At 72.2% G+C, this 20,089-nt stretch carries 17 protein-coding genes and 2 pseudogenes; 10 read left to right on the top strand and 9 right to left on the bottom strand.

Features of this window, described 5'->3' with window-relative positions; translation table 11 throughout:
* Nucleotides 1-45: 45 nt before the first annotated feature.
* Nucleotides 46-960: a hypothetical protein gene (locus C2L59_RS02525; protein ID WP_103347878.1), complete on the top strand. Its 915-nt coding sequence runs from the start codon at nt 46-48 to the stop codon at nt 958-960.
* 4 nt (nt 961-964) lie between these two features.
* A complete protein-coding gene (locus C2L59_RS02520) occupies nt 965-2,044 on the top strand; it encodes a pentapeptide repeat-containing protein (protein WP_103347877.1) in 1,080 nt (359 codons plus the stop codon).
* A 73-nt stretch (nt 2,045-2,117) separates the two neighbouring features.
* Here C2L59_RS02520 and purL read toward each other — a convergent pair whose 3' ends face one another.
* Nucleotides 2,118-4,424 (bottom strand): phosphoribosylformylglycinamidine synthase subunit PurL, encoded by a 2,307-nt coding sequence (purL, locus tag C2L59_RS02515; protein WP_370444710.1) that lies wholly within the window; start codon nt 4,422-4,424, stop codon nt 2,118-2,120.
* 333 nt (nt 4,425-4,757) lie between these two features.
* Here purL and C2L59_RS02510 point away from each other — a divergent pair, with 333 nt between their 5' ends.
* From C2L59_RS02510 to C2L59_RS02500, 3 genes are all read left to right on the top strand, one after another.
* Entirely contained in the window at nt 4,758-6,392 is a 1,635-nt protein-coding gene (locus C2L59_RS02510) for an ABC transporter ATP-binding protein (protein ID WP_103347876.1), read from the top strand.
* Nucleotides 6,389-8,134: an ABC transporter ATP-binding protein gene (locus tag C2L59_RS02505; RefSeq protein ID WP_103347875.1), complete on the top strand. Its 1,746-nt coding sequence runs from the start codon at nt 6,389-6,391 to the stop codon at nt 8,132-8,134. Before C2L59_RS02510 ends, C2L59_RS02505 begins: the two co-directional genes overlap by 4 nt.
* Before the next feature lie 65 nt (nt 8,135-8,199).
* On the top strand, nt 8,200-8,628 hold the full coding sequence (locus tag C2L59_RS02500) for a pyridoxamine 5'-phosphate oxidase family protein (protein ID WP_103338080.1): 429 nt from the start codon (nt 8,200-8,202) through the stop codon (nt 8,626-8,628).
* A 91-nt stretch (nt 8,629-8,719) separates the two neighbouring features.
* Here C2L59_RS02500 and purQ read toward each other — a convergent pair whose 3' ends face one another.
* Together purQ and purS are read right to left on the bottom strand one after the other, a co-directional pair.
* Nucleotides 8,720-9,397, bottom strand: a complete 678-nt coding sequence (gene purQ, locus C2L59_RS02495) for a phosphoribosylformylglycinamidine synthase subunit PurQ (RefSeq protein WP_103347874.1) — start codon at nt 9,395-9,397, stop codon at nt 8,720-8,722.
* Complete coding sequence (gene purS / locus C2L59_RS02490) at nt 9,394-9,633, bottom strand: phosphoribosylformylglycinamidine synthase subunit PurS (protein ID WP_013230759.1); 240 nt, start codon at nt 9,631-9,633, stop codon at nt 9,394-9,396. The genes purQ and purS overlap by 4 nt, the downstream gene beginning before the upstream one ends.
* Before the next feature lie 157 nt (nt 9,634-9,790).
* On the opposite strand from purS, the gene C2L59_RS02485 reads away from it, so the two are divergent.
* A complete protein-coding gene (locus tag C2L59_RS02485) occupies nt 9,791-11,371 on the top strand; it encodes a GMC family oxidoreductase (protein ID WP_103347873.1) in 1,581 nt (526 codons plus the stop codon).
* A gap of 150 nt (nt 11,372-11,521) precedes the next feature.
* On the opposite strand, the pseudogene C2L59_RS02480 reads toward C2L59_RS02485, so the two are convergent.
* The 3 genes and pseudogenes from C2L59_RS02480 to C2L59_RS02470 all read right to left on the bottom strand — a co-directional run bounded on the left by C2L59_RS02480 (nt 11,522) and on the right by C2L59_RS02470 (nt 15,451).
* A pseudogene (locus tag C2L59_RS02480) lies at nt 11,522-12,300 on the bottom strand (IS5 family transposase).
* A gap of 482 nt (nt 12,301-12,782) precedes the next feature.
* Nucleotides 12,783-14,279 carry an aldehyde dehydrogenase family protein gene (locus C2L59_RS02475; RefSeq protein ID WP_103347872.1) on the bottom strand — a complete coding sequence of 499 codons (1,497 nt, stop codon included), beginning with the start codon at nt 14,277-14,279 and terminating at the stop codon, nt 12,783-12,785.
* 33 nt (nt 14,280-14,312) lie between these two features.
* Nucleotides 14,313-15,451: pseudogene (locus C2L59_RS02470) on the bottom strand (MFS transporter).
* A gap of 58 nt (nt 15,452-15,509) precedes the next feature.
* Here C2L59_RS02470 and C2L59_RS02465 point away from each other — a divergent pair.
* Genes C2L59_RS02465 through C2L59_RS02455 form a run of 4 tightly spaced genes read left to right on the top strand, consistent with a single transcriptional unit; the run spans nt 15,510 to nt 17,891 of the window.
* The gene (locus C2L59_RS02465; RefSeq protein WP_199198876.1) at nt 15,510-16,448 is read left to right on the top strand and encodes a DUF5937 family protein; all 939 of its coding nucleotides are present in this window, start codon (nt 15,510-15,512) and stop codon (nt 16,446-16,448) included.
* Nucleotides 16,449-16,451: 3 nt separating this feature from the next.
* Nucleotides 16,452-16,868 (top strand): tyrosine-protein phosphatase, encoded by a 417-nt coding sequence (locus C2L59_RS49770; RefSeq protein ID WP_255410225.1) that lies wholly within the window; start codon nt 16,452-16,454, stop codon nt 16,866-16,868.
* Nucleotides 16,778-17,242, top strand: coding sequence for a tyrosine-protein phosphatase (locus C2L59_RS49765; protein WP_255410227.1), 465 nt, complete (start codon nt 16,778-16,780; stop codon nt 17,240-17,242). Before C2L59_RS49770 ends, C2L59_RS49765 begins: the two co-directional genes overlap by 91 nt.
* Nucleotides 17,243-17,255: 13 nt before the next feature.
* Nucleotides 17,256-17,891 carry an MBL fold metallo-hydrolase gene (locus tag C2L59_RS02455; protein ID WP_103347870.1) on the top strand — a complete coding sequence of 212 codons (636 nt, stop codon included), beginning with the start codon at nt 17,256-17,258 and terminating at the stop codon, nt 17,889-17,891.
* 28 nt (nt 17,892-17,919) lie between these two features.
* Here the strand turns inward: C2L59_RS02455 and C2L59_RS02450 are convergent, their stop codons facing one another.
* The 3 genes from C2L59_RS02450 to C2L59_RS02440 all read right to left on the bottom strand — a co-directional run bounded on the left by C2L59_RS02450 (nt 17,920) and on the right by C2L59_RS02440 (nt 20,080).
* Nucleotides 17,920-18,624, bottom strand: a complete 705-nt coding sequence (locus C2L59_RS02450; RefSeq protein ID WP_199198871.1) for a DUF2334 domain-containing protein — start codon at nt 18,622-18,624, stop codon at nt 17,920-17,922.
* A 66-nt stretch (nt 18,625-18,690) separates the two neighbouring features.
* A complete protein-coding gene (locus C2L59_RS02445) occupies nt 18,691-19,155 on the bottom strand; it encodes an NADPH-dependent FMN reductase (protein WP_103347868.1) in 465 nt (154 codons plus the stop codon).
* Nucleotides 19,076-20,080, bottom strand: a complete 1,005-nt coding sequence (locus C2L59_RS02440) for a phosphoribosylaminoimidazolesuccinocarboxamide synthase (RefSeq protein ID WP_103347867.1) — start codon at nt 20,078-20,080, stop codon at nt 19,076-19,078. The genes C2L59_RS02445 and C2L59_RS02440 overlap by 80 nt, the downstream gene beginning before the upstream one ends.
* Nucleotides 20,081-20,089 lie beyond the last annotated feature (9 nt).

Below are 20,089 nucleotides of genomic sequence, written 5' to 3'. Positions count from 1 at the left end.
GTCGGAAGCGCACGAACACCGCCAGCGCCCGGAAGGCATGGACAGATGACCTACCCGCCTCAGCCGGGCCAGCCCGGTCAGCCCGACCCGTACGGCCAGCAGCCGCAGTCCGGCGGCTTCCCGCAGCAGCCGTACCCGCAGCAGGGCGGGTGGGACCCCAACCAGCCGCAGCAGCCGTACCCGACCCAGCAGTACCCGCAGCAGGGCTACCCGCCGGCGTCGGGCGGTTTCCCGGCGAACCCGCAGCCGGCGTGGGGCGACCCGTACGCCCAGCAGCAGTGGGCCGACCCGAACGCCCAGCAGCAGTCGGCGTGGGCGGACCCGAACGCGCAGCAGTACGGCCAGCAGGCGTGGGACCCGAACGCGGGCGGCCAGGTGTCCGGCTGGGACCCGGCGGCCGGCGGCTACGGGCAGGGCTTCGGCGGGCCGCCGGCGCCGCCGAAGAAGAGCAAGACCGGGATGTGGATCGCCATCGGCGCGGCCGTGGTCGTCGTGCTCGCCCTGGTCGGCATCACGGGGTTCGTCGCACCCGGGTTCTTCCTGTCCAAGGAGGACACCGCCGCGCCCCCGGCGACGAGCACGTCCGCCAAGCCGACGACCCCGAAGTCGTCGACGCCCAAGAAGACGCCGACGGCCACGAAGCCGTCGAAGCCCAGCGGCGGCGAGGGCGCTTCGGACGCCAAGGCCCTGTTGCAGGGGTTCATCGACAAGCTGAACGCGGGCGACAACGCCGGCGCCGTCGCGATGGGCTGCTCGGACTCGAAGGACCTGCTCGAATCGTGGCTCTCGACGTTCCTCAAGCCGCCGCTGCAGCTGCAGCTCGGCGACGTGCCGAACGACAAGTACCTGGTCGAGGGTCAGGTCACCGGAACGTCCGCGGGCAAGCCGGTCAAGGGCACGCTGAGCGCGACGAACTTCGACGACAAGGGCTTCTGCGTCAGCACCATGCTGGTGTCCTGAGCCGGTGAAGCTGTGGCGATCGCCGCTGGCGTGGACGTTCCTCGCCTCGGTGGCCCTGCTGCTCGGGGTCGGCGGCTGGCTGCTGACCGACCCCGCCACCAGCCGCAGCGACGCACTGAAGACGGGCGGCCTGGCGGGCGGCGCGATCGTGGCGCTGTACGCGCTGTGGCTGAACGACCGCCGCCGCCGGGTGGAGGAGCGCCGCCAGGACATCGAGCGACAGCGGCACGAGCTCGAGTCGCAGCGGGCGGAGCAGGACCGCGCCCGGGTCGCGGACGAGCGGTTCGCGAAGGCGGTCGAGCTGCTCGGGCACGCGGCGGACCAGGTGCGCGTGGGCGCGTTGCACGCGTTGGCGGGGCTGGCGCGGAGCCGGCCGGAGTACACGCAGACGGTGCTGGACGTGCTGTGTTCGTACCTGCGGCGGCCGTTTTCCCACGCCCGTTACACCGACCCGGCGGCGCAGGGTGAGCCGGAGCAGGAGCTGGAACTGCAGGTGCGGCTCACGGCCCAGCGGCTGGTGACCGACCTGCTGCCGGCCCGCGATTCGGACGGCCCGGCCTACGACCTGGACCTGACGGGCGCGACGCTCGAGTACTTCGACCTGTCCGGCAAGCTGATCGGCGGCCTGGTGCTGCGGTACGCCGCGTTGCACAGCAGCACCAACCTGAGCGGCTGCCGGTTCCGCGGCCGGGCGTACTTCACGGCGGCGGGCACCGCGGACGGCCGGCTGATCGGCTACTTCCGCTGCCGCAGCGCGGTGTTCGAGAGTCACGCGTGGTTCAGCGGAACCGGCTTCGCCGAGGACGCCGACTTCACGGCGACGACGTTCGCGGGGCCGACGGCGTTCAAGAACGCGAAGTTCGCGAAGGACGCGCTGTTCACCGACGTGCGCGCGACGGGCGACCTCGACCTGCGGCGGGCTTCTTTCCGGGGGCAGACGGACCTGCGTTTCGCGGCGCTGCCGGGGTCGGTTTCGTTGTACAACACGGTGGTGCGGGTGGAGAAGGACGTGCGGCTGCCGGAGGGTTGGCGGCTCGAGGAGCTGGGTGACGGGGAGGCGCGGATCGTCGCCAAGGCGGGCTGAGCAGCCCCCGTTTTCCAACCTGGCGGAGGGCACCGACAGAAGCCGGTGCCCTCCGCTCAGTTGTCCACAGGTCTCAGCCGAACAGGGCCGGGAGCGTGCTTTCCCAAGCCGCGCGCAGCTCGTCGAGGGTGAACTCCGTGATCCCCTGCAGCTCCAGGGCTCCCGACTCCGGGTCCACCACGCCCGTCTTGCGCCACGGGAGGCCGCGGGCCGTGCACATCTCCGTGAAGCGCAGCTCCTCCGTGCGGGGGACCGCCACCAGCACGCGGCCCGCCGACTCCGAGAACAGCTGGACGAACGGGTCCTGGTCCGCGTCCAGGAACACGCGGGCGCCGCACTGTCCGATCAGGACCGTCTCGACCAGCGTCTGGATCAGGCCGCCGTCGGACAGGTCGTGGGCCGCCGAGATCATCCCGTCGCGGGAACCCGCCACCAGGATCTCGCCGAGGAGCTTCTCGCGGGCCAGGTCCACCCGCGGCGGGACGCCGCCGAGGTGGCCGTGCAGCTCGCGGGCCCAGGCCGAACCGTCCAGCTCGTCGTGGGTTTCGCCCAGCAGCAGCAGGGTTTCGCCCGCCTCCGCGCCGATGCCCGTCGGGATGCGGCGGGTGACGTCGTCGATCACGCCCAGGACGCCGATCACCGGCGTCGGGAGGATCGCCGTCGAGCCCGTCTGGTTGAAGAAGCTGACGTTGCCGCCCGTCACCGGGATGCCCAGCTCGACGCAGCCGTCCGCGAGGCCGTGCACCGCCTGCTCGAACTGCCACATCACGCCCGGGTCGGTCGGGGCGCCGAAGTTGAGGCAGTCCGACACCGCCACCGGCGTCGCGCCGCCCGTGGCCACGTTGCGGTACGCCTCCGCCAGCGCCAGCTGCGCGCCGCGGTACGGGTTCAGGTAGACGAACTTGCTGTTGCAGTCCGTCGCGACCGAGACGCCGCGGCCGGACGACTCGTCGATGCGGATCATGCCCGAGTCCGACGGCTGCGACAGCACCGAGTTGCCGCGCACGTACCGGTCGTACTGCGACGTCACCCATTCCTTGGACGCCTGGTTGGGCGCCGAAATCAGCTTCAGCACGTCCGCGCGCAGTTCGTCCGGAGTGGACGGACGCGGCAGCTTCGCCGAGGTGTCCGCGATCAGCGCGTCCTGAGTGGACGGTCGCTCGATCGGCCGGTCGTACACCGGGCCCTGGTGGGCCACCGTGTGCGCCGGGACGTCGACGACGACCTCGTCGTGCCAGGTGATGACCAGGTGCTCGCCGTCGGTGACCTCGCCGATGTCGGTCGCGATGACGTCCCACTTGCGGCAGACCGCCATGAACGCCTCGACGTTCTCCGGTGAGACGACCGCGCACATGCGCTCCTGCGACTCGCTGGAGAGCACCTCCGCGGGCGTCATCCCCTTGGCGCGCAACGGAACCCGGTCGAGGTAGATGTGCATGCCGCCGTCGCCGGCCGCGGCCAGCTCCGACGTCGCGCAGGACAGCCCGGCGCCGCCGAGGTCCTGGATGCCGACGACGAGCTTCTGCGCGAACAGCTCGAGGCAGCACTCGATGAGCACCTTCTCGGTGAACGGGTCGCCCACCTGGACGCTCGGCAGCTTCTTGCGGCCCGACGCCGACTCGTCACCCGAAAAGGTGTCACTCGCCAGGACGGAAACACCGCCGATGCCGTCGAGGCCGGTGCGGGCGCCGAACAGGATGATCTTGTTGCCGGTGCCGGACGCGAACGCCAGGTGCAGGTCCTCGACGCGCATCGCGCCGACGCAGAGGGCGTTGACCAGCGGGTTTCCCGAGTACGACGGGTCGAAGACGAGCTCGCCGCCGATGTTCGGCAGGCCGAGGCAGTTGCCGTAGCCGCCGACGCCGGCGACCACGCCGGGCAGCACGCGCTTGGTGTCGGGGGCGTCGGCCGGGCCGAAGCGCAGCGCGTCGGCGACCGCGAGCGGCCGCGCGCCCATCGCCATGATGTCGCGCACGATGCCGCCGACGCCGGTCGCGGCGCCCTGGTAGGGCTCCACATAGGACGGGTGGTTGTGGCTCTCCACCTTGAAGGTGACCGCCCAGCCCTCGCCGATGTCGACGACGCCCGCGTTCTCGCCGATGCCGGCCAGCATCTTGGCCTTCATCTCGTCGGTGGCGGTCTCCCCGAAGTAGCGCAGGTGCTTCTTCGACGACTTGTAGGAGCAGTGCTCGCTCCACATGACCGAGTACATCGCCAGCTCCGCGTCGGTGGGCCGGCGGCCGAGGATCTCGCGGATGCGCGCGTACTCGTCGTCGGCGAGCCCGAGCTCGCGGTAGGGCTGGGTGTGGTCCGGGGTCGCCCCGGCGCGCTCGGTGGTGTCAACGGTGCTGGTCACGGTGTCCGTGTCAGGGTTCGCCACGGCCGTCAGGATACGTGCCGTCCACCGGCGCCCCGGACGGTGGGCCGCCGAAATCGGACGCGCGCGCCGCAGTGTGAGCGAGGCGACATCCACGGCGGTCGCGGGGACTCGGCGCGGGGGCGTTCCCTGTGGACAACCCGGGTGCGCGGGAACGGAATTGTCGGTGCTCGCGAGTAACGTTGAAACCGGGGGTCCCCCGAGCGGCCGGGCGGCGACGAGGGCGCATCGGGAGTCCCGGGAGGGTGCACCTGTGGGCGCGAAAGGGCACCCGAGCGGCCATGGTCCCGGAAAATCGGTCGCCTTCTCCCCGGGGTCGGCTTACCGTCGGGAATCGTGCTTTCCGCCACATATCCCTTCCCGCCGCTGCGGCTGCCCGCGCGGCCGACCGCGCGCCGCTTCCTGCTCGCCGTGTTCCGGGCCCGGCTCGGCTCGGTGCTCGGCGCCGCCGCGATCGGTGTCGTCTGGGCGCTGCCCGGTGCGCTCGTGCCGCTGGTGATCGGGCAGGGCATCGGCGCGGTCGAGGCGCACGACGGCGCCGCCGTCTGGCGCTGGGCGCTGGCCGCCGCCGCGCTCGGCGTGGTGCAGGCGCTGTTCGGGACCTGGATGCACTTCCTCAACTACGGCCTGTGGCTCCACGGCGCCGGCTCGACGCAGCGGGTGGTGTCGGCGCACACCACCCGCGTCGGCGCCGCGCTGCGCGAACACACCACCACCGGGAACCTCGTCGCGGTCAGCACGACCGACATCAACCACATCGGCAACACCGTCGAGATGACCGGGCGGGCGTTCGGCTCGCTGCTGGCCTTCGTCGTGGTCGCGGTGTGGCTGATCTCGACGTCGCCGCTGCTCGGCGTGGTCGCGCTGGTCGGTGTGCCGCTCGCGGTGCTGGGGATCGGGCCGCTGCTCGCGCCGCTGCAGAAGCGCAAGGCGAAGCAGCGCGAGAAGCGCGGCGACGTCAACGCGCTCGGCGCGGACATCGTGTCCGGCCTGCGGATCCTGCGCGGCATCGGCGGCGAGCGGCGGTTCTTCGCGCGCTTCCGCGAGACGAGCCAGCGGGTGCGGCGGTCCGGCATCGAGGTCGGGCAGGCCGAGGCGTGGCTGGCCGCGGCGGAGATCGCGCTGCCCGGCCTGGTCACCGTGGTGATCACCTGGCTGGGCGCGCGGCTGGCCGTGGCCGGCGAGATCGGCGTCGGGCAGCTGGTGTCGTTCTACGGCGTTTCGGCGTTCCTCATCTGGCCGGTCACCGCGGCCACCGAGGCGGTCGGCTCGATCACGTCGGGGCTGGTCGCGTCGCGGAAGGTCGTCGCGCTGCTGGCCATCCCGCCGAAGCTGGCGGACCCGGAGACGCCGGTGCCGCTGCCCGCGGGGCCGCTGGAGCTGGTGGACACCGGGTCCGGCGTCCGGGTCGCGCCGGGCCGGCTGACGGTCGTCGACTTCGGCGCCGGCGGCGAAGCGGTGGCCGACCGGCTGGCCCGGTTCGCCGATCCGGCCGAGGGCGAAGAAGTGCTGGTCGGCGGGGTGCGGGCGGACCACGTCGCGCTCGCGGAGCTGCGGCGGCGGGTCGTCTACGCGCACAACCAGGACATCTGGTTCTCGGGCGTGCTGCGCGAGCAGCTGGCCCCGGCGCGCCCCGGCGGCGTGAGCATCACCGAAGCGCTGTCCGCGGCCGACGCCGACGACATCGTCGACGCCCTGCCCGACGGCGTCGACGAGGTGATCGGCGAGCGCGGCCGCGAGGTGTCCGGCGGCCAGCGGCAACGGCTGAACCTGGCCCGCGCGCTGGCGACCGACGCCGACGTGCTGGTGCTCGACGAGCCGACGTCGGCGGTCGACGCGCACACGGAGGCCCGCATCACCGAACGGGTCGCGGCGCTGCGCCGCGGCCGGACGACGGTGGTGTTCAGCCAGAGTCCCTTGTGGACACATGTGGCGGACGAAGTCTTCACGGCGAAAGTAGTGACGGTATGAAACGGCTTCCCACGGCGTCCCGGCGGGACGTCCGCCGCTGGGCGTTGAAGACCGCGGCGCTCCACAAACGCGAGTTCGGCCTGCTGCTGGGCTCGCTGGCCGTGGCCACCCTGATCGGGCTGGCCGGGCCGCAGCTGCTCGGCGCGCTGGTCGACGACGTCGCGGCCGGCACCACGAACGGGCGCGTCGACGTGCTGGCGGTGGCGTTCGTCGCGATCCTCGTGCTGCAGGCGCTGGCGCGGAAGATCGCGCGGATGCGCGGCGCCGTGTTCGGCGAGCTGGTGCTGGCCGAGACGCGCGAGGAGTTCGTCGGGACGGCGCTCCAGCTGCCGCTCGGCACGGTCGAGGCGGCCGGGACGGGTGACCTGCTCAGCCGCGCGACCACCGACCTCGGCCGGATCGACCACGCCGCGCGGTTCGCGGCGCCGGAGATCCTGGTCGCGGCGGTGACCGTGGTGTTCACGGTCGTCGCGATGGTGGTGACGTCGCCGCTGCTGGCGCTGGGCCTGCTGGTCGCGCTGCCGCTGCTGGTGCCGGTCAACGTCTGGTACCAGCGGCGGATCCCGGCGGTCATGCAGTGGATGCTCGACCGCTGGGCGGACCTGACCACCAGCGTCCACGAGACGGCGGAGGGCGCGCGCACGGTCGAGGCGCTCGGGCTGGCCGAGCGGCGGATCGGCGCCGCGTACGACGCGCTGGACCAGAGCATCCTCGGTGAACGCCGGATGCGGCGGCTGCAGCTGCGGTGGCTGCCGTCGCTGGAGATCAGCTACGTGCTGCCGCTGGCGGTCATGCTGCCGCTCGGGCTGCTCGCGTACACGAACGGCTGGGCCGGGCTCGGCGAGATCACCACGATGCTGCTGTACGTCCAGGCGATGGCGGCGCCGCTCAACGAGGCGCTGTTCTGGCTGGAGGACCTGCAGGTCGCGGCGGCCGCGGCGCGCCGGATCCTCGGGGTCCGCACGGTCTCGGCCGAGGACTCGGCGAAGGTGACGGACATCCCGCGCGGGCGTGACATCGACGTGCACGGCGTCCGGTTCGCCTACACCGCGGACCGCGAGGTGCTGCACGGCATCGACCTGCGGGTCCCGCGCGGCGAGCGGCTGGCGATCGTCGGGCCGTCGGGCGCGGGCAAGTCGACGCTCGGGCGGCTGCTGGCCGGCATCGCGGCGCCGTCGTCGGGCTCGGTGCGGATCGGCGGCCAGGACGTCTCGGCGCTGGCCGACGACGTGCTGCGCGGCGAGGTCCTGCTGCTGACCCAGGAGCACCACGTGTTCTCCGGCACGCTGCGGCAGAACTTGGCGCTGCCGGCGCGGCGCGAGGGCGGCGACTGGACGGACGACGAGCTGCTGGCGGCGCTGGACTCGGCCGGCGCGTCGGACTGGGTGGCGTCGCTGCCGTCCGGGCTCGACACGAAGCTGGGCTCGGGCGAACACCCGGTGCCGGCGGCGATCGCGCAGCAGCTGGCGCTGGCCCGGGTGGTGCTGGCGGACCCGCACACGCTGGTCCTCGACGAGGCGACGTCGCTGCTGGACACCGGCTCGGCGCGGGACCTGGAGCGGTCGCTGAACAGCGTGTTGTCGGGCCGGACGGTGATCGCGATCGCCCACCGCCTGCACACCGCGGCGGCGGCCGACCGGGTCGCGGTGGTCGAGGGCGGCCGGATCACGGAGCTGGGCCCGCACGACGAGCTGCTCTCCGCGGGCGGCTCGTACGCCCGGCTGGTGGCGGCGGCTTCGTAGTCCGGAATGTCCGGCCCCGCGGACGTGTTGCTCCCCGGTGGATGGCCGGCTACCTGGGGAGTGACATGTCGTCGTTCGTGATGACCGCGGCGGAGCGCGAAGAGTTTCTGAGCGGGGTGCACGTGGGGGTGCTGGCGGTGGAGCGCGCCGGCCGGGCGCCACTGGCGGTACCGGTCTGGTACGACTACTCGCCCGGCGGCGAGCTGCTGATCTGGATGGAACGCGACACGGTCAAGGACCGCTCGATCCGCGCGGCCGGCCGGCTGAGCCTGGTGGCGCAGGACGAGAACCCGCCGTACAAGTACGTGACGGTGGAGGGCCCGGTGGTGGCGAACGACGAGCCGCCGACGCGCGAGCAGGCCCTGCGGATCGCGAAGCGGTACTGGCCGTCAGACCAGGCCACGGCCTACGTCGACTCGGCCCTCGGAGAGCGGTCGGTGCTGGTCAGGGTCCGGCCCGAGAAGTGGCTGTCGAACGACCAGAGCAAGAGCTGACCTGGTCCGGGGCTGTGGACAACTCGCGTCCGCAGCCCCGGAACTGTCGGTGCCCCCCGGTAGCATGGTTACCGGGGGGCGCGGCCCGCCCTCACGCCTTCACGAGCGCGTCCACCGCGCTGAAGAACATGCCCAGCCCGTCGTCCGACGGCCCCGTCAGCGCGTCGATCGCGTGCTCCGGGTGCGGCATCAGCCCGACCACGCGGCCGTTCTCGCTGCGGATGCCGGCGATGTCGTTGCGCGACCCGTTCGGGTTGCCGCCGACGTACCGGAACACCACGCGGCCCTCGCCCTCGAGCTCGTCCAAAGTGGACTGCTCGGCCACGTAGCAGCCGTCGATGTTCTTCATCGGGATGAGGATTTCCGCGCCGGCGTCGTAGCGGGTGGTCCACGCCGTGCCGGTGTCCTCCACGCGCAGCCACTGGTCGCGGCAGATGAAGTGCAGACCCTGGTTGCGGATCATCGCGCCCGGCAGCAGGCCGGCTTCGCACAGGATCTGGAACCCGTTGCAGATGCCGAGCACCGGCATGCCGGCGCGCGCCGCCTCGATCACCGGCGTCATGACCGGCGCGAACCGGGCGATCACGCCCGCGCGCAGGTAGTCGCCGTAGGAGAAGCCGCCCGGGACGACGACGGCGTCGACTTCACGCAGGTCCTCGTCGGCGTGCCACAGCGGCACGGCCTCGCCGCCGGCGTAGCGGACCGCGCGCGCGGCGTCGCCGTCGTCGAGCGTGCCCGGGAAGGTGATGACCCCGATGCGGGCGCTCACGCGTCCACCCGCGTGATGGTCCACTGCTCGATGACCGGGTTCGCGAGGAAGCCTTCGGCGATCTTCTCCAGCGTCGCGTCGTCGACCGTGTCGTCGACCTCGATCTCGAAGTGCTTGCCCTGGCGGATCTCGGTGATCCCGGTGAACCCCAGGCGGCCGGCGGCGCCGAGCGCGGCCTGTCCCTGCGGGTCGAGGATTTCGGGCTTCGGCATGACGTCGACGACGACTCGGGCCACGGCAGGCTGCTCCTTATTCACGCAGGTCGTGGGTACCTGGCCAGCATAGTTGACGGCTTCGGCGGGCCCCGCGCCCAGGTGGCGAGGGCCATAGACTGGCCGTCGGCGCGGGGCTGCGCCATGATGAGTCGTTGACATCTCGCCAACAGGAGGCACCGTGGCCGTCCAGGAGTCCTACGACTACGTCATCGTCGGCGCCGGCAGCGCGGGGTGCGTCCTCGCCAACCGCCTCACCGAGGACCCTTCGGCCCAGGTCCTGCTGCTCGAAGCGGGCGCGGAGGACACCGCGGACGAGATCCACATCCCCGCCGCGTTCGCGTCGCTGTTCAAGACCAAGTGGGACTGGAACTACGAGACCGTCGAGCAGAAGCACACGGGCAAGACGTCGTACTGGCCACGCGGCAAGGTGCTCGGCGGCTGCTCGTCGATCAACGCGATGATCTACATCCGCGGCAACCGCGCCGACTACAACGGCTGGCGCGATTCCCACGGCGCCGAAGGCTGGGGCTGGGACGACGTCCTGCCGTACTTCAAGCGCGCGGAGGGCAACCAGCGGCTCGGCGGGCCGCTGCACGGAACGGACGGCCCGCTGCACGTCGAGGACCGCCGGTTCACCCACGAGCTGTCGCACGCCTGGGTCGACTCGGCCGTCGCGTGGGGCCTCAAGCGCACCGACGACTTCAACGGCGAGAGCCAGGAGGGCGCCGGCGTCTACCAGGTGACGTGCAAGAAGGGCCGCCGGTGGTCGACCGCCGACGCCTACCTGCGCCCGGCGCTTGCGCGGCCGAACCTGACGGTGAAGACCCTCGCTCCGGCGACCCGCGTCGTCTTCGAGGGCACGCGCGCGGTCGGTGTGTCCTATTTGGACAATGGAGTGGAGCGCTCGGTGCGCGCGTCGGCCGAGGTGGTGCTTTCGGGTGGGGCGGTCAATTCGCCGCAGCTGCTGATGGTTTCGGGTGTCGGGCCGGCCGAGCACCTGCGTGAGCACGGGATCGACGTCGTGGCGGCGCTGTCCGGCGTCGGCGAGAACCTGCACGACCACCCGGCGTGCGGGATCATCTGGACCACGCGCGGGACCACCGACCTGGTCGAGTCGGCGACGCCGCGTGGGTTGATGCGCTACCAGCTGACGAAGCGCGGGCCGCTGACGTCGAACGTCGGCGAGGCGGGCGCGTTCTACCCGACCACGGACGGCCTGCCGGCGCCGGACATGCAGATCCACGTGGCGCCGACGTTGTTCTACGACAACGCGATGCGCGAATGGACGACGCCGGGATTCACCTCGGCGGCAACGCTGGTGGACGTCGCAAGCCGCGGACGGCTGCGGTTGAAGTCGGCCAATCCGACGTGGAAGCCGGAAATCGACCCGGCTTACTATTCGGATCCGCGTGATATGGAGACGATGATCGCCGGGCTGCGGGGGTTGATCGAGATCGGGAAAACGGGGCCGTTGCGGCGGTTCCTGGATCAGCCTTTCCTGCCTTCGCGGCATGACTTGAGTGATGCCGAGCTGGCGGAGCACGTCCGGCAGAACACGCAGACGCTTTATCACCCGGTCGGGACATGCGCTATGGGGTCGGTGGTTGACGCGGAGTTGCGGGTGCAGGGGGTGGACGGGCTGCGGGTGGTGGACGCTTCGGTGATGCCGGTGGTGCCGCGGGGAAACACGAACGCGCCGACGATCATGGTGGCGGAGAAGGCGGCGGACCTGATCCGGGGGCGGTCGGTTCAGGTGTGATTTCGTGGCCTGTGGACAACTTGGGTTCGGGGCCGCGGGATTGTCGGTGGTCGCCGGTAGAATGGATACCGGGGGCCGAGGGCCGCTCTATGCCTGCTGCGGACGGTTGTCGTGAGCCTGGGCGGCGGCCGGCCGCCGCCCAGTTAGAAGTCAGTTCAGACTGAGTTCGCGGAGACAGATGATCGAGCAGACCAGGCTGAGGATGGCTTGGTGGATGTCGGCGCGTCGTTCGGTGCGGATACGTAGCCGGCGGAAGTTCTTGAGCCAGGCGAAGGTGCGCTCCGCGGGTCAGCGGACTTTGCCCAGGCCGGAGCCGTGTTCGACGCCGCGGCGGGCGATGAGCGGGGTGATGCCGCGGGCGCGGACCAGGCGGCGGTACTTGTCCTGATCGTAGCCGCGGTCGGCGTAGAGCCGACGTGGCCGGCGCCGTGGTTTGCCGACTCGGCCGCGGATCGGTGGGATGGCGTCGATCACCGGGATCAGCTGAGTGACGTCGTTGCGATGGCCACCGGTGAGCGTGACCGCGAGCGGGGTGCCGTGGGTGTCGGTGATCAGGTGGTGCTTGGAGCCAAGCTTGCGGCGGTCGACCGGGCTGGGCCCGGTGTGGTCCCCCCTTTGAGGGCACGCAGGTGGGTGGAGTCGACCAGCACCGCCGACAGGTCCAGCAGCCCAGCAGCACGCAGCTCGGTGAGCAGGCGTTCATGCAGCTGCTGCCAGACGCCGGCCTCGTGCCACTCGGTCAGCCGCCGCCAGCAGGTGGCGCCCGAGGCGCCGAACAGCGCGGTGGGCAGGCGGTTCCAGCCGATGCCGGTGCGGATCACGTACAGGATCCCTTCCAGCGCGGCGCGGTCATCGGCGCGCTTGCGGCCGGGATAGCGGAACCGCCGTGGGTGCACCAAAAGCAGCCGCTCCCACAGCTGGTCGGTCAGACCTCCTCACGCATACCGAGATTCTGGAAAGCCTTGCAGTCCAGGCAAAGACGACACGCCGACTCATTCTGAACTGACCCCTTAGTGCGGTGGCGGCAAGGCGTCGCGGCCGACCCTGCCCACCGGGGTCAGCGGAGCCGGTCGAGCACGACGAACTGGTCCGGCATCTCGTGCGGGACGAACCGCTCGGCCAGCGGTTCGGCCGCCGGGCCGTTCTCCAGGACGTCCGGGACGTCTCCGGAGCTCCCCGGCCGTGGTGTCGCCGCAAGCCGCCCTCCAGGCGGCGATTTCGGCGTGCAGCACGGCCCCGATCGTGGGACCCGCCTCGGCCGCACCGATCGAAGCCTCGGCGGGCCGACGGGCGGCGAGCAGAAGCTCAGCGCGGCCCTCGGCCCCCCGGTATCCATGCTACCGGCGACCACCGACAAATCCGGCGCGGTTCCGGGGCTGCGGACCGACTCATCCACAGCCCCGGAACGCCATCAACGCTTCCCGTGCAGGATGGTCACCAGCTTCGCCACCAAAGCGTCCGTCCATTCCTTGCGGTTGAACGACGTCAACGTCAACGGCGCCGTGAACCGCTGCCGGGCGATCGCCTTCGTGCGAGCGAACTCGCGCAATCCCTCCGGCCCGTGAATCCTGCCGAAACCCGAATCGCCCACGCCGCCGAACGGCAGGGAAGCGATGCCCGCGAACGACAGCGGTGCGTTGATCGCCGTCATGCCCGTTCGCAGCTTCTCCGCCAGCTCCACGCCGCGGGACTTCGAAAACACCGTCGACCCCAAGCCGTACTTCGTGTTGTTCGCGCGCTCGATCGCTTCGTCCATGTCGCGGACCTTCGCGATCGTCACCGTCGGGCCGAACGTCTCCTCCGTCACCGCCTCCGAGTCCTCCGGGACGTCCACCAAGACCGTCGGCTGGGCGTAGCGGTCGCCGACCGCGTCCTCGCCACCGAGGACCGCCTTGCCGCCCCTGGCCAGGGCGTCGTGGATGTGGCGCCTGATCACGCCCAGCTGGGAAGGCATCGTCACCGGGCCGTACTGGGCCGCCTCGTCCGAACCCGCGCGGACGTCCTTCGACTTCTCGACCACCTTCGCCACGAACTCGTCGTGGACCTTTTCGTGGACGTACACCCGCTCGACGCCGATGCAGGTCTGGCCCGAATTGGAGAACGCGCCCCACACCGTTGCGTCCGCCGCCGCGTCGAGGTCGGCGTCCGCGTCGACCAGGACCGGGTCCTTGCCGCCCGCCTCGATCACCACCGGGGTCAGTGTCTCGGCCGCCGCCGCCATGATCCGCTTGCCCGTGGCCGTCGAACCGGTGAACGCGATCTTGTTCACGCCCGCCGTCACCAGCGCCGCGCCCGTTTCGCCGAAGCCCGTGATCAGCTGCAGCACCGGCTGCTCCGGCACGATTTCGGCGAACGCGTCGACCAGCCACTTGCCGACGCCCGGGGTGTACTCGCTCGGCTTGAACACCACCGCGTTGCCCGCCGCGAGCGCGTACGCGATCGAGCCCAGCGGGGTGAACACGGGGTAGTTCCACGGGCCGATCACGCCGACCACGCCCAGCGGCTGGTACTCCACCGTCGCCGCCTGGTTCGACATCAGCAGGCCCGCGGACCGCTTCTGCTTGCCGAGCACCTTGCGAGCGTTCTTGCCCGCCCACGCGATGTGCTCGATGGCCAGGACGCTCTCCAGCTGCGCGTCGGCGATCGGCTTGCCGGTCTCGTCGCGGACCACCTGGCACAGCTGCGGCAGCCGCCGCGTCAGCACGCCCTTCCAGCCCTTGAGCCGCTCCGCGCGCCCGGCGAACCCGAGGCCCGCCCACCACTCCGCCGCGACGCGCGCCCGCTCGACGGCCGTCCTGACGTCCTCCGCGGTGTGGATCGGGTACGTTCCGACCACCTCGTCGGTCGCCGGGCTGAGCGAGTCGAAGGTCTCGCCGACCGTCGTCGGCTTCGGCTGGACGGCAGTCATCGGCGTCTCCCGTAGGTCGAGGGTCAGCCCAGGTTACGACGTTACTGACACCGTGCCAATAGCTCGTGCGGGCTTCCGCACCAGCATTGCACCGGCGATCGCCGCGGCAAAGACACCGGACAACGGAGCCAGCCACAGCGGCAGCACGCCGACCGACAGCGAGCCGAGCCCGAAGCCGCACGCCTGCACGGTGAAGCTCAGCGAGAACCCCGCTGACCTGCGGTTCTTCGGCAGCAGCCGCTGCAGGTTGACCGAAGTGGCGGCGACCAGCGGGCCGGTGCAGCCGCCGATGAGCGCGATCGACGCGACCAGGCCCGGCCAGCCGAGGTCCACGGCGAGCACGACCCCGCCGACGACGAACCCGCCGAGGAGCAGGCGAGGATCCCCGGTCCGGCCGCGCCACGCGTAGAGCGCGCTGCCCGCGATGCTCGCCCCGCTCAGCACGGCGATCACCACCGGCGCGGCCGTCTCCGGGGCGCCGAGGCGCTGGACCAGCGGCAGCGCGCCACCTCGATCGTCGACAGCAGCAGGCCGACGGTGAACGCGCAGCACAGCCACGGCAAATAAGCGCTCAGCCGCACGGGCGGGACGTCGGCGGCGGATTCCACCCGGTCGTGGGATGCCGGGCGGCGCGGGACGAGCGCGGCAGCGACCACGCAGGCGACGGCCATGGCGGCCAGCGGGACGACCGTGCCGGCCAGGTCGAGCAGCGCGACCAGCGTCGGACCGCCGATCAGCACGCCTTCGAGCAGCATCGCGTCGACGGAGATGGCACGCGGCAGCAAGGCGTCGTCGACGGTGTCGGCCAGGAGCGTCCGGAACCCGCCGGCCAACGCCGCGCCCGAAATCCCCGGCAGCAGGACGAGCGCGAGCAGCACCGGGGCGGGCGCGTCGGCGGCCACGGCGAGGGCGGCGTACCCGGCGGCGGTCAGCAGCAGCAGCGCCGACAGGCCGCGGGCCGGGCCGACGCGGTCCAGCAGCCGCCCGACCGGCACCGCGCACACCATTTCGGTGGCGACGTAGACCGACATCAGCACGCCGCCGAGCCGGTACGAGCCGGTCGTGGCCGTGGCGAGCAGGGTGAACGCGAGTGGCGCCATGGTCCCCGGGAGCCGCGCGAGCTGCACACCGGCCGACCAGCGCCAGTAGGCGCGGTGCGTGAACAACGACATGCCGGCACGCTCGCGCAGTGCCCGGCTGCGGCACACTGATTCGGGTGAGGCCGAATCGGTGATCGAGCTCGTGCTGACCGCGGCCGGGAGCCAGCGCGTCCGGTTCGCGATCTCGCCGCTGGAAGAGGTGCTGGGCGCCGTTCAGACGCTGCTCGGCGTCCGCGGGCACCCGGCGCACCTGCCGTGGGTGTCCGACGCGCCCGCGCTCGACGTCCCGGAACTGGCCGCGGTCCTGAGCGCGCGGCACTACATCACCGAGTTCCTGAGCCCGCCGCCCGACGGCCCGGAGACGACGGCGGCGGCGCAGCTGCGGGTGGTCCGGGCGACGCCGCCGGCGCAGGTGGCGCTGGAGCTCGGGATGGTCGACGCGGACCTGTCCGGCTTGCCCGCCGACCCGGCGGCCGCGCGCGACCTGCTCGCCGGCCAGCTGAAGACGGTGTGGCACACGCTGCTGGCGCCGGAGTGGCCGCGCCTGCGCGAGCTGCTGGCGGCCGACATCGCGCACCGGACGCGCCAGCTGGGTTCGGGCGGCCTCGCGGCGATGCTGGCCGGCCTGCACCCGCGGGTGCGGCCGGCCGGGACGTCGGTGCTGGTGGACGTCCGGGCGCGCGAGCGGCTGGAGATCGATTCGCGTGGGTTGCTGCTGATCCCCGCGGTGTTCGCGTGGCCGAACGTCGGGGTGGTGACGGTGCCGCCGTGGCAGGTTTCCGTGCTGTACCCGGCGCGCGGGGTCGCTTCGCTGTGGACGTCGGCGGTGGCGCCGCCGGAACCGCTGGCGGAGGTGCTGGGCCGGACGCGGGCGTTGCTGCTGGCGACGCTGGACGCCCCGGCGGCGACGACCGAGCTGGCCCGGCGCCACGAGCTGGCGCCGGCGACGGTTTCGGCGCACCTGACGGCGTTGCGCGGGGCGGGGTTGCTGGCTTCGGAGCGGCGCGGGCACCGGGTGCTGTACCGGCGGACGGAGCTCGGCGACGCGTTGCTGACCGGCAACCTGTGACGGATGAGCAGAGCAGTGGCTTGGGACGGTTTCCACAACACCCGGGACCTCGGCGGCCTGCCGGTCAAGACGGGTGGCACGACCCGCCGCGGCGCGTACTACCGGGCGGCGGACCTGCGGTTCGTGACCGACGCCGGCTGGGCGCAGGCGCGGGACGCCGGCGTCCGGACCGTCATCGACCTGCGCAACCCCGACGAGATCCGGCCGACGGCGGGCTCCCCGACGGCGCTGGCGGGTTCGGCGCGGTTCACCGCCGCGGCGGCCCCGGTCACGCCGCCGGGCATCGACCGCGTGGAGGTCGCCCTCGACGACATCGACGACATCGAACTCTGGCGGCGCATCAACCGCGAGCGGCTCAACGGCACCCGCTCTACTACCGGCTCTTCCTCGAACGGAAGGCCGGCCGCTGCGCCGCCGTGATCGAAGCGATCGCCCGGTCCGCGCCCGGCGGCGTCCTGTTCCACTGCGGCGCCGGGCGCGACCGGACCGGCTTGGTCGCGCTCCTGTTGCCGGCCCTCGCCGGCGTCGAGGCCGACGCCATCGCCGCCGACTACGACCTGTCGGCCGAGGCCGTGAAACCGCTGTTCGCCGCGCTGGGCGCCGAGGACCAGGGCCCGCGCATCGCGGCTGCGCTCGCGGAGCGGGGCACGACGACCGCGGCCGCCATCCGGGACACGCTCGACGGTTCGACGCCGAGCGGTACCTCCTCGAGGCCGGGGTCGCCCGCGCCGACCTCGCCGACGTCCGGCGCCGGCTCACGCGACGGGACTAGGCTGGAAAACGACCACCCGTGAAGGAGAACCATCGATGCGTATCGTCCATTTCGGACACGCCTGCCTGTTGCTGGAGACCGGCTCCGAGCGGATCCTGATCGACCCCGGGGTGTTTTCCACCGGCTTCGAAGGCGAGCGGGAGCTGTCCGCCGTGCTGGTCACCCACCAGCACTTCGACCACCTCGACGTCGACCGGCTGCCGAAGATCCTCGAGGCCAACCCGGACGCCAAGCTGATCGTCGACCCCGGATCCGCGCCCGAGGTCGAGAAGCTCGGCCTCGAGTTCGAGGTCGCAGACGTCGGAGCCGCTTTCACCGTCGGGGAAACCGCGATCAACGCCGTCGGCGGGCAGCACGCCGTCATCCACGCCGACATCCCGGTCATCCCGAACATCGGGTACGTCTTCGACCACGGGGCCTTCTTCCACCCCGGCGACTCCTTCTTCGTGCCCGAGCAGAAGATCGACGTCCTGGGGCTGCCCACCGGGGCGCCGTGGCTGAAGGCCGGGGAAGCCGTCGACTACCTGCGGGCCGTCGCGCCGCGGGTGGCCGTGCCCATCCACGAAGCCGTGCTCGCCAACCCCGCCATGCACTACGGGCTGTTCGGGAACCTCGCGCCCGAGGGCACCGAGGTCAAGGTGCTGGAACGGGCGGAGCCGGTGAAGGTCTAGCCCACTGCTGCTCGAACGCCGCAACCCGTCAGGCTGCGACCGTGCGCAGCGAGCCGTAGGTCGCGCCGAACGCGCGGTTCTCCAGAGCCACGTCCACCGCGTCGAGCAGGGCCTGGCGGAGGCCGGGGCGGGTGAGGTCCGCCGCGGTCACTCCCAGGCGGACCAAGCCGCCCCGGCGGGCTGACCGCGCCGAGGCCAGGACCAGCGCGAAGCAGCGCACCGTCTCCGTGCGGTGCGACTGGCTCGTGAACTCACTCACCCGCGCGCGGCGGACCTCGCCGGTGACCAGGTCGCGCACCGCGCCGAGGTCCGCGCACAGCCGGAACCCGTGCTCGGCCAGCGCCAGCAGCGTGCCCTGGGACGCGATCCAGCGCGGTGGGGCGAAGCCGTCGACCGCGAGCCCCGCCGAATCGAGGGACGCCTTCGCCGCGATCAGGCGCAGCCGCGCCTCGTGCGCCGGCAGCGTCGCGAACTCGGCCTTCTTGCCCAGGTACACCGTGCGGTGCGTGGGCGTGACCGTGTGGTCGTAGCCGTGCAGCAGCACGGAATCACCGCCGCGGGCGCGCGTGCGCACCCACTCCGTCACCGGGCCTTCGCCGGTGCGGGCGGCGTACAGCAGGGAAAGGGGCACCCGGCGGCGGTCGAGCTCGGCCGCGAGGTCGGCGCACCGGTGCAGCGTGCGCGGGGTGATTCCCGACAGCGAAACCAGCAAGCGAGCGTCCACGGCCCCCATTGGGACGCACGCGGCTGACGTCGCCGTGAACTGCGCAGAACGGGCGGGCGTCCGTTGCCGGAAGGGTCAGCCGCCTTCACGCAGGCGCTGGACGGCCACCGCGATGCGGCCCCGCAGGTCGGGGTCGGCGACCTGGCCGTCGGCGACGTCCGCCCGGGCGATCGGGATCCGCACGCACGCCTCTTCGACGATCTTCGCGCCCGCGTACGTCAGGACCTTGCGCAGCGAGTCGTGCGCGTCCCGGCCGCCGGTCGGCGCCGCGATCGACGACGCGTTGATCCAGGCCACCGGCTTGCCGTAGATCTCGCCGCCGCCGACCGTCCAGTCCAGCAGGTTCTTGAACGAGCCGGGCAGCCCGCCGGCGTACTCCGGGGTGCAGATCAGGATCGCGGACGCCTCCTTGATCGCCGCCCGCAGGGCCGCGACCGCCAGGGGCAGCGGGTCCCGGTCGTCATCGGGGTTGAAGTGCGGGAGCTCGCCAAGGCCGGTGTAGGTCGTGGTCGAGGTGAGCGTCGCGACGGTCCCCAGCACCGCCGCATTGCCCGAGCCTGCTCGCAGGCTGCCGCAGATCAGCAGGATCACGCGGCCAGTCTGCCAGGGAAAGCCCAGTGATGCGGTGGTACGCCTCCAGGTAGCGGTCGCGGGTCGCCGTCACCACTTCGGGGGGCAGCGGTGGCAACGCGGACACGCAGTCCCAGCGGGACGCGGGATCGATCAGCCAGTCGCGCACGTGCTGCTTGTCGAACGACGGCCGCGGCCGGCCGGGCCGGTGGCCGTCGGGCAGCCAGTAGCGCGCCGAATCCGGGGTCAGCAGCTCGTCCGCGAGCACCAGGCCGCCGTGGGCGCCGATGCCGAACTCGAACTTCGTGTCGGCCAGCAGCAGGCCCTGCTCGGCCGCCCGCGCGGCCCCCCGGCGGTAGAGCTCGAGCGACGCCTCCCGGACCTCCTCGGCGAGCACGCGGCCGAGCACGGACACGAACGTGCCGAAGTCGATGTTCTCGTCGGCGTCGCCGGGCCGGGCCTTGGTCGACGGCGTGAAGATCGGCTCGGGCAGCCGGGCCGACTCGGTCAGCCCCGGCGGCAGCGTCAGCCCGCACACCGCCCCCGACCGGCGGTAGTCGGCGTACCCGCGCCCGGTGAGGTGACCGCGGACGACCGCCTCCACCGGCAGCATCTCCAGCCGCTCGACCAGCAGCGCGCGGCCGCGGACGGGGGCCGGGACGAGTGGCCCGTCCCAGGCCACCAGGTGGTTCGGGAGGACGTCGGCCAGCTCGCGGAACCAGAACACGCTCATCGCCGTGAGCACCCGGCCCTTGTCCGGGACGGGGGTCGGGAACACGCGCTCGAAGGCCGAGATGCGGTCGGAGGCGACGACCAGCAGGCGGTCGTCGCCCACGGCGTACAGGTCGCGAACCTTGCCGGAGGCGAGCCTCGGGCCCGTGAGGAGGGGTGTCACGCACCGAAC

Origin of the sequence: Amycolatopsis sp. CA-128772 (assembly GCF_002904295.1) — a bacterium.
GTDB lineage: Bacteria > Actinomycetota > Actinomycetes > Mycobacteriales > Pseudonocardiaceae > Amycolatopsis.
Note: the sequence above shows the minus strand (reverse complement) of the source record. Positions and strands in the feature narration are given on the sequence as shown.

Excerpts from the sequence above, each read along its gene's own strand:
- C2L59_RS02525 (WP_103347878.1), top strand. The coding sequence starts at position 46 with ATGACCTACCCGCCTCAGCCGGGCCAGCCCGGTCAGCCCGACCCGTAC.
- C2L59_RS02505 (WP_103347875.1), top strand. The coding sequence starts at position 6,389 with ATGAAACGGCTTCCCACGGCGTCCCGGCGGGACGTCCGCCGCTGGGCG.
- C2L59_RS02500 (WP_103338080.1), top strand. The coding sequence starts at position 8,200 with ATGTCGTCGTTCGTGATGACCGCGGCGGAGCGCGAAGAGTTTCTGAGC.
- C2L59_RS02475 (WP_103347872.1), bottom strand. The coding sequence starts at position 14,279 with ATGACTGCCGTCCAGCCGAAGCCGACGACGGTCGGCGAGACCTTCGAC.
- C2L59_RS49770 (WP_255410225.1), top strand. The coding sequence starts at position 16,452 with ATGAGCAGAGCAGTGGCTTGGGACGGTTTCCACAACACCCGGGACCTC.
- C2L59_RS02455 (WP_103347870.1), top strand. The coding sequence starts at position 17,256 with ATGCGTATCGTCCATTTCGGACACGCCTGCCTGTTGCTGGAGACCGGC.
- C2L59_RS02450 (WP_199198871.1), bottom strand. The coding sequence starts at position 18,624 with ATGGGGGCCGTGGACGCTCGCTTGCTGGTTTCGCTGTCGGGAATCACC.